This is a genomic window from Pedobacter terrestris, from assembly GCF_052343045.1.
In the GTDB taxonomy this organism is placed as follows: Bacteria; Bacteroidota; Bacteroidia; order Sphingobacteriales; family Sphingobacteriaceae; genus Pedobacter.
Map to the genome: position 1 here is coordinate 2,407,713 of NZ_CP180264.1, position 15,006 is coordinate 2,422,718.

The following is a 15,006-nucleotide window of genomic DNA, read 5'->3' on the forward strand; positions in this document are numbered from 1 at the left end:
ATATGAAATTAAGATGCACTGACGTGTTCATCAAACAGTGTGTCGCAACAGGGAAATTGTTGATTTGTTTGAAATTAACATATTTATCCGAGATGTTCTGTGCCCTCTGTTTCTGTATTCAAATGGCTAAGTAACATACGCAAAACCTGATCACGTTGTTCAAAACGTTCCGCATTTTCTGGTATAATCTGAATAAGATTTTGATCAATTGAACTGTTTGCTGAGGGCATTTCTTCTGAGAATTGAAAGGAATTGTTCATCGTCGGGATTTTTAGTTTTCTTAGTTATGGATCTGACTCTAATTTTGAACACATACTTCCCAAAATGGTTTGATAAATTTTAAATTTAACAACCATTGCATTGCCAGCAAGATTTTGCTGCATATAAAAATGTGACGCAATGACATCCAGTTGCTTTTTAGTGGAATAACAATTCTTTTAACGATTCGGTTAAAACCCCGGTGATGGCAGCAAATGCAAACAACAAAATACCAAGAAAAATTAGCAAATCCTCCCTGTTGAACCGAGAAATCCAATATTTTGGCGCTACCCTAATGTGCAGCAAATAAGTTAAAAATAAAATAAAACGCCGGCGCAAAAGATTAAACTTCCCCATATTAACCGCCAAAAATTGAGATTAAAAGGAGATTAGAACTTAATTCTGCGTACACAGAACCGGATTTGAGATTTGAGGCATTAATAAACTGCTGATACATTTGGTTAGAAATAATATTCTATAACATAAATTTAACCATTTGGTTTTGATTGTGAAACAAACAATCAGTAATAATGTGGTGTCATCTTGTTTTAGTTACGGAACTGCTACCTAAATACTATACCTGCTTAATACAATTTTTTAAGATTCCATTGTTTCCCCAGCAACAACTGATCAACAATGATAAGCAATTCCATCACCATCAACAATCAACACAAACAATATAAATATTTGATTATAAGATACTTAAAACACTGGCACAACTATTGAAATTGGCCTGAGCGTAAATGTGATTTAATTATGGAGAACAATCAATTTAAAGAGAAAGGTCAGGATGCTATACGTTTTGCTTATTGGGTACCTAATGTAAGCGGTGGTTTGGTGGTGAGCAAAATTGAACAGCGTACCAGTTGGGATATCAACTACAATAAAAAACTAGCTCAACTGGCAGAGCAAAATGGTTTTGATTACGCATTAAGCCAAATTCGCTTCACTGCTGGTTATGGTGCAGAATTTCAGCATGAACCCGTAGCGTTCAGTCATGCTTTGCTTGCAGCAACAGAAAGGCTAAAACTAATAATTGCTTTATTGCCCGGCCCCTGGAATCCTGCAGTGGCGGCAAAACAATTGGCTACGATAGACCAGCTTACTGAAGGACGTGTAGCCGTAAATATTGTAAGCGGCTGGTTTAAAGGCGAATTCCACGCGATTGGCGAACATTGGCTGGATCATGACGAACGTTATCGCCGCTCAGAAGAATTTATTCATTGCCTGAAAGGAATATGGACAGAAGACAAATTCACTTTCCGTGGAAACTTTTATCGTTTTAATGACTATACGCTTTCGCCAAAACCAATACAGCAACCACATCCGGAAATATTTCAGGGGGAAGCTCAAGAGCGGCAAGAGACATGGTTGCACGCGTTTCCGATTGGTATTTTACCAATGGAAATACACTTGAAGGTATTGCAGCCCAAATTGAAGACATAAAAGAAAAAACCAGGCAAAGTGCGCGTCACGTTAAAATTGGCGTTAATGCATTTGTAATCGCCAGAGATACCGAAGAAGAAGCCAAAGCTGTTCTTCATGAAATTATAGACCAAGCCGATACAGATGCGGTGAAAGCCTTCGCCCAGGCTGCAAAAAATGCTGGTAAAGCCTCTCCGGAAGGAGAAGGAAATTGGGCACACTCTTCTTTTGAAGATTTGGTTCAATACAATGATGGTTTTAAAACCAACCTGATTGGTACACCAGAACAAATAGCTGACCGCATTATAGCGCTTAAAAAAATTGGTGTAGACCTGGTACTTTGCGGTTTTTTACATGCACAAGAAGAAGTAGAGTATTTTGGCAAAAGAGTATTACCGCTAATAAGAGAAAAAGAAGAGAAAGCCAAAATTAAAAGTGCACAATATGTATAAAGTAGTTCTGCTGTCGGGCAGTCCGGCACAACAATCAAAGTCAAACCAGATTCTTCAGCGTTTATCGCATCAGCTAACAAATTTAGGCTTTCAAACACATTTGGTTAGCGTAAAAGATTTCGCTCCTGAAACGTTGTTGTATGCTAAAATTAGTGATCCGAGCATTCAGGATTTCATTACACATCTACAATCTGCAGATGCCTTTATCGTAGCTACGCCTATTTATAAAGGGACGTATACCGGCGCATTAAAAACAGTTTTAGATATACTGCCACAATATGCCTTAAGGCACAAAACCGTTTTGCCAATTGCAACAGGCGGCTCCGTAGCGCATCTGCTGGCGATGGATTACAGCATTAAACCCGTTTTATCTATCCTGGGAAGTTCAGACATTTTGCAAGGCGTTTTCATCAGCGACAATCAATTTTATGTATTGCCTGCTGGCAATTTTAAACTCGATGACGACATTCAAACCCGTTTGAATGAATCTGTACATCATTTGGTTAAAGCCATAAAAAATAAGGTCAGTAAGGAGCAACTGCTCGAAAATTAACCCGATGGAATAAAAAAATATCCATCCTAAACAAAACACGATGAAAGTATTATGGTTTATCCCAACTTATGGAGATAGCAGATATATTGGCTCTGCCGTTGGCGCACGCGGAACGGATTTGGCGTATTTAAAACAAGTAGCGCAAGCGGTTGATGATTTAGGTTATTACGGCGCGCTACTGCCTACCGGAAGAACTTGTGAAGATGCATGGATTACAGCATCTGCCCTCGCTACCGTAACCAAAAGAATGAAATTTTTGGTCGCCGTACGCCCAGGCTTAATGTTGCCTTCTGTTGCCGCTCGAATGGCCGCAACACTTGATCGTTTCTCTGACGGAAGATTGCTTGTAAATGTTGTGGCTGGAGGCGATCCGGTTGAACTGGCATCCGACGGAATTTTTCAGAAACATGATGAACGCTACGACACTGTAGACGAGTTTTTACAAATCTGGCGCCGACTCTTAAGTGGCGAAGAGTTTAATTTTAATGGCGATCATTATCAGGTGCAAGACAGTCAACTTTTGTTAAATAGTGTGCAAAAACCACATCCAGAGTTGTATTTCGGCGGTTCCTCTCCGGCCGGACAAGCTGTTGCCGCGCGCCATACAGATGTTTACCTTACCTGGGGCGAACCACCTGCACAGGTAAAAGAGAAAATTGATGCCATGCGTACACTGGCCGCAATTGAGGGCAGAACAATCCGTTTTGGTATAAGATTACATGTTGTAGTACGTGAAACGGAAGAAGAAGCCTGGCGTGCGGCCAATGATTTAATTCGATATGTAACGGATGAAGGCATACAAGCAGCTTTAAATGTATTTAAACGTTTTGATTCTGAAGGTCAACGCAGAATGACCGAATTGCATTCCGGTAACCGCGATAAACTGGAAATTAGCCCGAACCTTTGGTCTGGAATTGGATTACTACGTGGCGGTGCCGGAACAGCTTTGGTTGGAAGTCCCGAAATTGTGGCAAAAAGAATGCAGGAATATGCCGATCTTGGCATCGAAGAATTTATTTTATCCGGCTATCCACACCTCGAAGAAGCCTATCGCTTTGCAGAACTGGTATTTCCTTTACTGCCCAACCAAAAAGTGCAGAATGATGAGGTTCTTACGCCATATGTAAGTCCGTTTGGAGAAATAAAAGCTGCACAATAAAACATCCCAGGAAAATAAAATGGCAACATTATCACATACAGATCAAACAGTGCAAACAAAGATTTCTGCTTTAGAAACCGCCAGAAAAGTTGCAATAGCTTTAGATGAAACGGCTGTAGAACGCGATAAACAAGGCGGAACGGCATACCACGAGCGTAATATTATTCGACAAAGTGGATTGCTGGGTTTGATTGTTCCGAAACATTTAGGCGGATTTGGCGAAGATTGGACTTCGGTAATGCAGATTGTTCGCCTGTTCGCATCTGTAGACAGTTCTATGGCGCATATCTTCGGTTTTCAACATCTTATTCTGGCTTCAATTGAATTATACGGAACTGAAGAACAACGCGATTATTACTTTACAAAAACCGTTTCAGAGAATATTTTCTGGGGAAATGCATTAAATCCACTCGATAAAGGCACTCAGGTTGTTGAACAAAGCGGCCATTACATTTTTACCGGAACTAAAGGTTTTTGCTCTGGAGCCACAGATTCTGATATGTTGCTTGTTTCTGGCTTTTTAGATGATAAACTGGTAATTGGTGTTACGCCATCAAACAGTAAAGGCATACAGATTAACCAAGATTGGAACAACTTTGGGCAACGCCAAACCGATAGCGGAAGTGTAAAATTTGATGGATTATCAATTTCAGCGGAAAACATGTTGCTTGTGCCTGGTCCAATGGGAAATGTACGCTCTACCCTTCGCTCCTGTATTGCACAGCTTATTCTCACCCATATTTATTTAGGTTTGGCCGAAGGCGCATTTAATGAGGCAAAAAAGTATACTTCTGCCCAAACGCGTGCATGGCACAACTCTGGAGTGAACAGCGCTGCAGAAGATCCCTTCATATTAAAGCGTTACGGACAAATGTTTTTGAGTCTCCAAAGCAGTGTTCGACTGACTGAAATGGCAGTTTCCTCTCTACAGCAAAGCTGGAATCTTGGCGATAAAATTACGGAAAAACAACGCGGACGTACTGCTGTAGACATTGCACTGGCTAAAGTTCAAGCTTCTGCAACAGGACTGGATATTTGCAGCCAGATGTTTGATGTTACCGGCTCTCGCGCTACCAATGGTTTTGCAAGGTTAGATCGTTTTTGGAGAAATATCCGCACACACAGTTTGCATGATCCGGCAGACTATAAATTGAAAGAACTTGGAGATTTCGCTTTAAACGGAACTATTCCAGCTCCGGGGTTTTATTCATAAGTTTTTTTCCCGATTTTGCATTCGGCTTTACGATTGAAGTAACTCCCCGACTTTTACATCCGGTTGGCCAAAATCCTTAATCGTAATATATTTATCAGCTACAATGTCCAATCGCAAATATTTAATAGAACTCCCAACAGGTACCACAAGTCCACTTTCCATACGCGCAAAAGTGCTGGTTTTTGAAGATCCAAATTCTCAAAAACTATTACAGCGTGTGCGGAAAATTGCCCCAAGTGGAGCAAATGTGATTATTATCGGTGAAACAGGTACCGGAAAAGAACTGCTGGCGCGAGAAATTCACAATTTGAGCGACAGAAAAAATCAACCTTTTATCGCTGTAAATTGTGGTGCTTTTAGCGAGGCTTTAATAGAAAGCGAATTGTTCGGCCACGATAAAGGTTCATTTACAGGTGCAATCTCATCAAAAAGCGGTTGGTTTGAAGAAGCCAACGGTGGAACACTTTTTTTAGATGAAATTGGTGATATGCCTTATCCGCTTCAGGTAAAAATGCTTCGCGTAATTCAGGAAAGACAGGTGGTTCGGCTGGGCTCCAGAAAACCAATTGATATTGATGTTCGCATTATTGCGGCAACCAACGTTAATCTTGAAGATGCGGTAAATGCAGGTCGCTTTCGCGAAGATCTATATTATCGCCTAAATGTGGTCAACCTCATTTTATCACCCTTAAAAGATCGGCCGAAAGATATTCTTCCACTAGTGAATCATTTTATGGGTGTTTATACCAAACGTTTGGGAATTACAGATATGCAGCTCAGTACAGAAGCTACCCGCACATTGGTAGAAGAATATTCCTGGCCGGGTAACATCCGGGAGCTGGAAAATGTAATTCATCAGGCGTTACTCGTTTGCCGTGGCAATATTATAAAACCGGAAGACCTGAATCTATCCAATAAAATTTCTAAAAACTCAAAAACAAACGATACATTTTCATCAAATGAACCAAAAAACGGCAAGCAAATGCTTCGTGAGGCTTTGGCGCAATTGTTTGAAGAAAACCATCAGAATTTGTATTCGGTTATTGATCAATCTGTTTTTCAAAATGCATTCGAATATTGCTACCACAACCAACTGGAAACATCAAAACTGCTAAACATCAGTCGCAATATTTTGCGCTCCAGATTGATTGAATACGGATACCTGAATCCGAAATTCAGAAGCAATAAAAACACATAAAAAAAGCTATGAACATTAAATATTCACAGCTTTCTTAATTTTAAATCTCGATTGTTAAATGGCCTTTGTTTTGACTTTTAGCCATTCTTTTTCTTCTGTTGATAAATGCGGACTCAGTTTATCAAAAACAGTTTGATGGTAAGCATTTAACCAAACAATATGTCGGTTCTCCAGCAGATCTTTCTGGATTAATGCGGTTTCAATTGGTGCCAGAGTTAAAGTTTCGAAAGCATAAAAAGATCCAAATTCACTTTCCTGATCAACAGTTGTCAATACCAGGTTTTCTATACGAATACCATGTTTACCGGGGCGGTACAAACCTGGTTCAATAGAAGTAATCATGCCGGGAACCAATGCAACAGCAACATTTGTTGGGTTAAAAACCTGCGGACCTTCATGTACATTTAGATAAAAACCTATCCCGTGGCCGGTCCCATGACCGTAATTTAAGCGGTAATCCCAAAGCGGTTTACGACAAATGGCATCAATCTGATAACCGCAGGTTCCTTTCGGGTATTTTGTTAATGAACCTTCAATCATACCTTTTAAAACTAAGGTATAATCCATTTGCTCTTCCTCGGTCAAAACTTCAAACGCAATCATTCTGGTAATATCGGTTGTACCATAATGGTATTGACCGCCAGAATCAACCAAAAACAAACCTTCATTTTCTATCGTGCTGTTGCTGCTTTCTGTTGCAGAATAGTGAGGCAATGCTCCATGTGCACGATAACCAGAAATGGTATTGAAACTGTTGCCAACAAAACCCTCCTGCTCTGCACGGAACTGCTCCAGAACGGCAGCTGCAGAAAGTTCGGTTATTTTTTTCTGGCCAATATGGTCTTCAATCCACTTTAAAAATTTTGTCATCGCTACGCCGTCTTTCACCATCGTTTTACGCATGCTTTCAATCTCTGTTTCGTTTTTTACCGCTTTAGAAAACGTAGTTGGATTTACATCTTGAATAATGTTCAATCCTTTTGGCAACAGTTGATACAAGCCAAAACAATTTCTCTTCGGGTCAATCAGAATTGTACCTTGTGCTGGCAGTTCTGCAATCGCTTTATCAATATCTTCATAAGCAGCTAAGCTTACGCCGGCATGCTGAAGTTTCTGTTGTTCCTCTCCTGATAATTTTTCTTTATTGATGAAGAGTGTTGCAGTTTGTTGTGTAATTAAAGCAAAGCTGAGTACAACCGGATTAAAACTTACATCTTTTCCTCTGATGTTAAAAAGCCAGGCCAAATCGTCAAGAGAAGAAATCAACTGAAAATCTGCCCGTTGGCGCTTTAATTCTTCACGCAACTCAGCAATTTTATATGAAGTAGATTTTCCGGTATATTTTTCGTCAATCAAAAATGCCGGCTGGCGTGGCAATTCTGGTCTGTCTGCCCAAATTGGATCAAGAAAATCGAAATTTTTCAATTGAATATTTTTCAGCGCAAATTGTCTGGTCAATAATTCGCCCAATAAAACCGATAAAAGGCGATCATTGCAGGCAACCACTGAGCCATCTGGTAAATTGTTGTTTAGCCAATCTATGTATTCTGGTGTATGCTGCACTTTGAGTTTCATCAATGCATAGCCAGAACCTGAAAGTTGTTCTTCCGCTTGTTCAAAATATCTAAAGTCCGTCCAAAGTCCGGCAAAGTCTTGAGTGATTACTAATGTACCAGCAGAACCCGTGAAACCTGAAGCAAATGGAATACATTTAAAATGATCGGGTAAATATTCGCTGATATGCGGATCTGCAGAAGGAATAATGTAAGCTGCAACGTGTTGTTTTGTCATTTGTTCACGTATTGCAGCTAACTTTTCGATGTAGGTCATGGTATTAATTTTAGTTGTGCAAAGGTATTGTTATCGGTCAAAAAGACGTCAGAAAGCCGTAATTTTTGCATTTTCCAACTTTTGAGTGGATACAATACGCATCGTTTAAGTAGCAATCGGATGTATTTCAATGGGAACTATTTTCCTTTGTTTATTTGCTTAATTCAGTTTGGTTCCTGGAGTAATTTCATAGGGTTCAGTTCCCGGCTCAAAAACTCTTGTTGATTCCGTTCCTTCAACAGAGATCTTTTCTCCAATTCTTCTAATCCAGTTTCCTTCGCGTAAGCCAACTACCTTAACATTGTTCTGTGTTAAAAACTCCATAATTCTGGTTTCACGCGTTTCGCCATTGTGCCGAAGATCCGGATTCGGATCTAAATAATGTGGATTCAGATTAAATGGGACCAAACCCATACAATCGAAACTGGATGGATATACAATAGGCATATCATTCGTTGTTTTCATATTAAGTCCGCCGATGTTACTTCCGGCACTGCATCCCAAATACGGTTTACCGGCACAAACATGATCTTTCAAAACAGACATAAGCTGCTGTTCATGCAAAATTTTAACCAATAAGAATGTATTGCCGCCACCAGTAAAAAAACCTTTTGCTTCATTTATTGCAGCCACAGGATTTTCAAACTCATGCAAACCGCGAACGCCAATGCCAATTGTTGCAAAAAAACTTCTTGCTTTTGCAGTGTAGTCATCATGAGAAATTCCACCCGGCCGCGCAAACGGAATAAAAACAATCTCTTCAATTCCGCTGTACAAATCAATTAGTTCTGATTGTAAATATTCCAGATAATTCCCTCCAAATAAGGTAGATGTTGATGCAAGTATAATGTTCATTCTAATAATTTGTTCTAATCTTCAAACAACTACAAATATACTCATCACAAATCTTTTGGCCATTCATCAAAGCAACGCGTTCAAAAAAAGTAAATGTTTATTAAAATTCCACAATCAATAGTCTATTAAAGACATAGATTTTATAGAAAATATTTTCGCTCGCCCAATTTGTTGCGTATCTTTGTATTCATTTACATAGATATCCCACAAATGAACATAAAATCCCTTTTGTTATTGGCCACAATTTCTGGCTTAACAATAACTGCTCAGTCGCAGAATATTTCCCAGGCTGATCAGAAAAAAGCATCAAAAACACGTACAAAAACTGCACTTGGCACTTGGCGCGGTGTTTTTAAAACCCGGCCGGATGTAGAAGTTCCTTTTAATTTTGATATTGAACGTAGTAAATCAAACACGGAACGTATTGTTTTTCGCAATGCGGAAGAACGTTTTGATGGCGGACAAGTGACTTACCGCGGAGATTCTGTTTTTGTACACCTAGATCAGTTTGATAATGAAATGGCTTTAAAGCTTTCTGGCGACTCTTTAACGGGAGTTTTAAGAAAACAGGGGCAGACCGAAATTACAACACCAATTACTGCAACCAGAGGAACCAATTACCGCTTTAAGCCAAACGGCGAAAAAGCACTTGCAGATTTTTCCGGCAAATATGATATCGTTTTTAAATCGGCTAATGGAACCGAAGAAAATGCCGTGGGCATATTTAAACAGATCGGGAACAAATTAACAGGAACGTTCTTACGCATTACCGGCGATTCCCGTTATCTTGAAGGAGCGGTAGAAGGCAATACTTTCTATCTTTCAAGCTTTATTGGTTCGGGTCCGTCTTATTTTAAAGGAGAATTTCTGGCAAACGGAACGCTAAATGGCGAAGTAATTTCTGCACGCGGAAACCAGCCTTTTAGCGGAGCAAAAAATGAAAATGCGGCGCTGCCAGATGCAAATAAATTAACTTTCCTGAAAGATGGTTACAAAACACTCGATTTTTCCTTTCCGGATGTAAACGGCAAAAAGATTTCGTTAAGCGATGAAAAATACAAAAATAAAGTAGTCATTTTAACCATTACCGGTACATGGTGCCCCAATTGTGTAGATGAGGCATCGTTCATCGCACCCTGGTATAAAGCCAATAAAAAACGTGGTGTAGAAGTAATCGCTTTACATTATGAACGCCAGCTGGATTCTGCCTACGTACGTAAAGTCCTTACACGTTTTCGTGAGAAATTTGGTGTACAGTACGATCAGTTAATTGTTGGAAAACCAGATAAGCAAGTTGTTGCAGAATCTCTACCAGCCTTAAAAAACTTCTTATCATTCCCTACTACCATTATCATCAACAAAAAAGGCGAAGTAGCGAAAATCCATACCGGTTACAGCGGGCCTGCTACGGGAAAGTATTATACAGATTTTGTCAGAGAATTTAATACCGAAATTAACCAACTGTTAAAAGACTAAATACTTTGGCTCTATTGCAAAAAAGGGTTTCTGAAGCTGTTCAGAAACCCTTTTTTGGTATATGACACAATGCATTAACTGCCCCAGTTTACTTGGATATTGTGTTTTTCTGCATAAACTTTGGCCTTATCCATCAGATTGGTAAACTGCTGATCGAAATTGGCTCCGTATTTCTCATCAATATTTTTGATGATCTCATTCTTCTCTTCGGCGCTGCCTTTCGTATCACAAAGCTTTGCGTATTTCTGGTACTCGTTTTTATATACCGGAAGTATAAGTGCGTATAAATTAAGCGAAAGCTGTTTAATTTCTTTTTCCTCGTCGTTAGAAGCGGTTAGGTTTTTAACTTTTTCTACAGCTTGATCCATATAGGCAATTTTGTTATTTACAAAGGTTTGCGCTTCATCGCCTTTCTTCTTGCTTGATGGAATATCTGGATACTCTTTGGTTTCGAGTTCAATATATCGTGCAAGGTTTGGACTGGCAAAATCAGTAAACATATTGCTGTTCAGCACGGCGATATCGAAAAACTTCTCCGGACTTTCTGGTATGGAACAGGAAGAAATAAAAAAAGACATAAACGCCGTAAGCAGTAGAACGGCGTTTCGAGAAAATGTTGGGGATGGCTTCGTCATATTATAATCTGAAATTTGTTAAAGCCGCTTAAATACAAATATTAAGCCAATGCCGGCGAGAGCGACTGGTTTTATTTGGGGCATAAAATGGAAATCTTTACCATTTCTTATGCAAAAGCCTGACTATCAATTGCGGCTACGCTTTAACAAAAATAAAATTGTATTTAACAGAATTAAGACTTTCGAAAAAGGTTTCGAGATTCTTGTTATACTAAAACAAACAACAGATTGTAAATATGCAACAGCAAGCATCTGTCGGAATTCTCATTCATGAACTCGGTCTTGCACTTGGTTTGTTTCCTGAACAAACACGCTTAGACAGAGACCAACATGTAGTTATCAACTGGAATAATATTGATGCGGCGTTTCAGTACAACTTTTATAAATATGACGCAACGTCGCGTCAGAATGGGACGTCAGTATCCGGAACAGATTACGGCTTGTTCGATTCCTGGTCAATTATGATGTACCCATCAAATGCATTTGCAATTGATCCAAACGTTCCCACAATTACAGATTTATTGGGAAATACATTCCAACCCAAATTAGTTATTTATCACAGACAGATGTAAGCGCAATCAATTATCTCTGTACACCATAAAAACCATCTTAGATATTGTATGCACAAAAAAGGAGTTTTGCCGATGGCGAAATTCCTTTGAATGGTGCTACTCTTTACCAGAATAAAATCTAACAAATCTGTTTCATCTTCCTGATTTCTGCAATCTGCCCTGAACTTAGCGTAAAAATGAAAAGCAAAAACTGATCATTCTCCTGTATCTCTATTTGGTCCACTTTACCAAAAATATTGTTGGGCAGTTCAATCATCTGTCCGGTTTTAATTTCCAACAAAGTTGATGTGGGCAAATCGTTATTTAACAATATCATATTCTATTAATCAGTTGTATATTTAGTTGTTTTGCAAAAATATTGCGCACAAGTATAGCATAAATTGACTAAACGATAGATACGCGACATCGTTTCTGGATAGAATTGCCTCAACAAACTCTACTCTACTTTCCAGTTGTTTGCGGATTACAAATTGTGGATAGTTTAATTGTATAATCTGCTTCAAGCGGTTCATTTGTTTGTGCCAAACGTTGAGAACCGGTATTCGCCGGACAGGCAATATCTCCTGCGGCATCGTAAACAATCACTTTTCCGCCAGCAACTAATTCTTTCGGAACATATACCTGAACACGCGTAATGGCATATCCTGAAGGGAAATAACGAATGTAATAACCGTCGGGATGTTTGGTCCAAATGCCGCTGGGTACATCAGAACGCGGAGGCGCCATACCAGCAATAATGGCATATTTTTCCATATCTGCGTAGCTGTAGTTTCCTGACGAAACCAATTGGCGAATATTATTTTCAGCTTCAAAAACAGCCCGAACACCAGATGGAAGTTGATCTTTTGCTTTCTCCATTACATCAAAAGGCAAAACACCAAGCGCGCCACCTTCCAATTGCGTAAGTTGTTTAGGCGTCAAAAGTTTTACCGCGGTTAATTTTACATCACCAGAATAATCAGAAAATCGAGTGCGTGCAATAATTGTCCACAGCAGCATTTGGATATGATGTTGCTCAACATCCTGGTGTTTTTCTGCACTCTTAATGATCGCCACAACAATATCTTCCTTTGATCCAAGTACCGGCGCATACATATAACCATCGCCTTTTGACGGGGCAAACGTTCCGGCTTTTAGACAATAACTTTTATTTTTCATTTCATACAATCCTTCACAAAGAATAAAACCGCCATCAGGATTTTTCGGAAGCTGATAAAGCGGCTGCACTTTCAAGGTGGATACAAAATCGGGCATCTTCTCGCCCACTCTGTTTACATCTTCAAAACTTGTACTGATTGCCGAAGGCTGTTTAAGAAATTTGTCTACGCCGAGTGCTTTTGCGCCCTGTGCAGTACCAACCTTTAATAATTTGTCTTTTAACCCGCCAAATTGTGCAAAGGCCGATTGCATAAAAATCAACAGAAAGACGGCGCTAAAAATAGATTTTGTTTTCATAGGAATGATTAGTATAAATTACACAAACATATATATTTAGTTCAGTAATAAACTAAATTCTGTTCCAGAATTTTCGACAGAATGAAATTATAACACTGAACAACAAATCATTACCTTATTTTCAAAATTTAATTTGGTCAATAAAAAATAAATTCAGACATTTGAAATATTATTTGGCGAAAGGCTAAATAAAAGTCAATCTAAACAGATTGATTTATAAAGAAGTGGCGAGAGACTGGCTCCGAGACCCACTGGCAACCCTCAGAAAGAGAAGGTGCCAATTCCTGACCAAATTACACGGTGTAATCTGGTGATATAAATTAAGACTGATGAATACATTAAATCTTCGATCGCAAAGCGAATCAATCCTTGAACAGAAATTTTTCTCTGAGACTTTATTGATGTGTTATAGCGCATCAATTACCCGCATGTGCTGTTGCATAGGGTAATTTGATAAATCTTCCTTTTTAGTTCTTCTTACAAAATTGGAAGGCTCTTTTGCAAAAGGGTACGCTTCATTGATTTGCACCCAAACGGTTTGGTTGCCTTCAAAACACAATATTCAATATTTTTTTTAAAACACGAAAATTATGTCTGCTTCATATAAATTTGAAACCTTACAATTGCACGCCGGTCAGGAAATTGATCCAACAACAGGCGCACGCGCAGTTCCTATATACCAAACCACATCATATGGATTTAACAATGCAGAACATGGCGCAAACCTTTTTGCGCTGAAAGAATTTGGGAATATATACACCCGAATTATGAATCCAACAAGTGATGTATTTGAAAAACGCATTGCTGCATTAGAGGGCGGAGTTGCTGCACTAGCAGTAGCTTCTGGCCAGGCTGCTCAGTTTATTGCATTAAATAACATATTGCAAGCAGGTGATCGTCTACTTTCTTCTTCTCACATTTACGGTGGAACTTACAACCAGTTTAAGGTTTCTTTTAAACGTTTAGGCATTTCAGTAGATTTTGCCAATCCGGATCAACCGGAAGAATTTGAGCAGAAAATAACCGATAACACAAAGGCCATTTACCTGGAAACGATCGGAAACCCGGCATTCAGCATTCCTGATTTTGAGAAAATTGCCGCCGTTGCTAAAAAATATAATCTTCCTTTAATTGTAGACAATACCTTCGGCGCTGCCGGATATCTGTTTCGCCCGTTAGAACATGGTGCAAACATCGTTGTAGAATCCGCAACAAAATGGATTGGCGGACATGGAACCACCATTGGCGGCGTAATTGTTGATGGCGGAAATTACAACTGGGGAAATGGAAAATTCCCACAGTTTTCTGAACCATCAGAAGGTTACCATGGATTGGTATTTAGCGAGGTTTTTGGTGAAAGTGGCCCTTTTGGCAATATCCAGTTTATCATCCGGGCACGCGTAGAAGGTTTGCGGGATTTAGGTCCTGCCCTTTCTCCATTCAATTCTTTTTTACTGCTTCAAGGGCTGGAAACTTTATCGCTTCGCGTACAAAGACATGTAGACAATACGCTTGAATTGGCCACATGGTTAGAAAATCATCCTTTAGTTAAACAAGTTGAGTATCCGGGATTGGCGAGCAGCAAATACAACAACCTGGCAAAAAAATATTTAAGCAATGGTTTTGGGGCGGTACTTTCTTTTGAACTTCAAGGCAAAAAAGTAGATGCTGCCAATCTGATCAATAATTTAAAACTGGTATCGCATCTGGCAAATGTTGGAGATGCCAAAACGCTGATCATTCAACCTTCGGCAACTACACATCAACAGTTAAGTGATGAAGAACAACTTGCTGCAGGTGTAAAACCAAATGCACTTCGGGTATCTGTTGGTATTGAGCACATCGACGATATTAAGGCCGATTTTGAACAAGCTTTCGCGGCTTTGCAATCCTAACCTTTGTTTAAAACACTCAACCTTTGCCCG

13 protein-coding genes, 1 pseudogene and 1 riboswitch are annotated in these 15,006 nt (G+C 39.4%); of the genes and pseudogenes, 8 read left to right on the forward strand and 6 right to left on the reverse strand.

The genetic code is table 11. The features are described from left to right. Window positions 1–83 precede the first annotated feature (83 nt). Window positions 84–260 (reverse strand): hypothetical protein, encoded by a 177-nt coding sequence (locus ACJVDH_RS10235; RefSeq protein ID WP_443947476.1) that lies wholly within the window; start codon window positions 258–260, stop codon window positions 84–86. Between the two features lie 754 nt (window positions 261–1,014). Between ACJVDH_RS10235 and sfnG the strand changes: the two are divergent. From sfnG to ACJVDH_RS10260, 5 genes and pseudogenes are all read left to right on the forward strand, one after another. Next, window positions 1,015–2,135, forward strand: a pseudogene (gene sfnG / locus ACJVDH_RS10240) (dimethylsulfone monooxygenase SfnG). Next, complete coding sequence (gene ssuE / locus ACJVDH_RS10245) at window positions 2,128–2,688, forward strand: NADPH-dependent FMN reductase (protein WP_443947477.1); 561 nt, start codon at window positions 2,128–2,130, stop codon at window positions 2,686–2,688. Before sfnG ends, ssuE begins: the two are co-directional and overlap by 8 nt. Before the next feature lie 40 nt (window positions 2,689–2,728). Continuing rightward, complete coding sequence (gene ssuD, locus ACJVDH_RS10250; RefSeq protein WP_443947478.1) at window positions 2,729–3,847, forward strand: FMNH2-dependent alkanesulfonate monooxygenase; 1,119 nt, start codon at window positions 2,729–2,731, stop codon at window positions 3,845–3,847. A 19-nt stretch (window positions 3,848–3,866) separates the two neighbouring features. Continuing rightward, window positions 3,867–5,060, forward strand: coding sequence for an acyl-CoA dehydrogenase family protein (locus tag ACJVDH_RS10255; protein WP_443947479.1), 1,194 nt, complete (start codon window positions 3,867–3,869; stop codon window positions 5,058–5,060). 103 nt (window positions 5,061–5,163) lie between these two features. Beyond that, a complete protein-coding gene (locus tag ACJVDH_RS10260) occupies window positions 5,164–6,258 on the forward strand; it encodes a sigma-54 interaction domain-containing protein (protein WP_443947480.1) in 1,095 nt (364 codons plus the stop codon). Between the two features lie 54 nt (window positions 6,259–6,312). Here ACJVDH_RS10260 and ACJVDH_RS10265 read toward each other — a convergent pair whose 3' ends face one another. Continuing rightward, window positions 6,313–8,088, reverse strand: coding sequence for an aminopeptidase P family N-terminal domain-containing protein (locus ACJVDH_RS10265; RefSeq protein WP_443947481.1), 1,776 nt, complete (start codon window positions 8,086–8,088; stop codon window positions 6,313–6,315). Between the two features lie 159 nt (window positions 8,089–8,247). Then, window positions 8,248–8,943: a dipeptidase PepE gene (gene pepE, locus ACJVDH_RS10270; protein WP_443947482.1), complete on the reverse strand. Its 696-nt coding sequence runs from the start codon at window positions 8,941–8,943 to the stop codon at window positions 8,248–8,250. Between the two features lie 210 nt (window positions 8,944–9,153). Here pepE and ACJVDH_RS10275 point away from each other — a divergent pair, with 210 nt between their 5' ends. After that, complete coding sequence (locus ACJVDH_RS10275) at window positions 9,154–10,419, forward strand: peroxiredoxin family protein (RefSeq protein ID WP_443947483.1); 1,266 nt, start codon at window positions 9,154–9,156, stop codon at window positions 10,417–10,419. A gap of 74 nt (window positions 10,420–10,493) precedes the next feature. Here ACJVDH_RS10275 and ACJVDH_RS10280 read toward each other — a convergent pair whose 3' ends face one another. Then, window positions 10,494–11,054: a hypothetical protein gene (locus ACJVDH_RS10280; RefSeq protein WP_443947484.1), complete on the reverse strand. Its 561-nt coding sequence runs from the start codon at window positions 11,052–11,054 to the stop codon at window positions 10,494–10,496. Between the two features lie 227 nt (window positions 11,055–11,281). Between ACJVDH_RS10280 and ACJVDH_RS10285 the strand changes: the two genes are divergently transcribed. Continuing rightward, complete coding sequence (locus ACJVDH_RS10285; RefSeq protein WP_443947617.1) at window positions 11,282–11,626, forward strand: M12 family metallopeptidase; 345 nt, start codon at window positions 11,282–11,284, stop codon at window positions 11,624–11,626. 118 nt (window positions 11,627–11,744) lie between these two features. Here ACJVDH_RS10285 and ACJVDH_RS10290 read toward each other — a convergent pair whose 3' ends face one another. Both ACJVDH_RS10290 and ACJVDH_RS10295 read right to left on the reverse strand, forming a co-directional pair. Then, a complete protein-coding gene (locus tag ACJVDH_RS10290; RefSeq protein WP_443947485.1) occupies window positions 11,745–11,942 on the reverse strand; it encodes a hypothetical protein in 198 nt (65 codons plus the stop codon). A 125-nt stretch (window positions 11,943–12,067) separates the two neighbouring features. Beyond that, a complete protein-coding gene (locus ACJVDH_RS10295; RefSeq protein ID WP_443947486.1) occupies window positions 12,068–13,081 on the reverse strand; it encodes a hypothetical protein in 1,014 nt (337 codons plus the stop codon). Between the two features lie 211 nt (window positions 13,082–13,292). Further along, window positions 13,293–13,403: riboswitch (SAM riboswitch) on the forward strand. 268 nt (window positions 13,404–13,671) lie between these two features. Here ACJVDH_RS10295 and ACJVDH_RS10300 point away from each other — a divergent pair. Next, a complete protein-coding gene (locus ACJVDH_RS10300) occupies window positions 13,672–14,976 on the forward strand; it encodes an O-acetylhomoserine aminocarboxypropyltransferase/cysteine synthase family protein (RefSeq protein ID WP_443947487.1) in 1,305 nt (434 codons plus the stop codon). The last annotated feature ends 30 nt before the right edge of the window (window positions 14,977–15,006 follow it).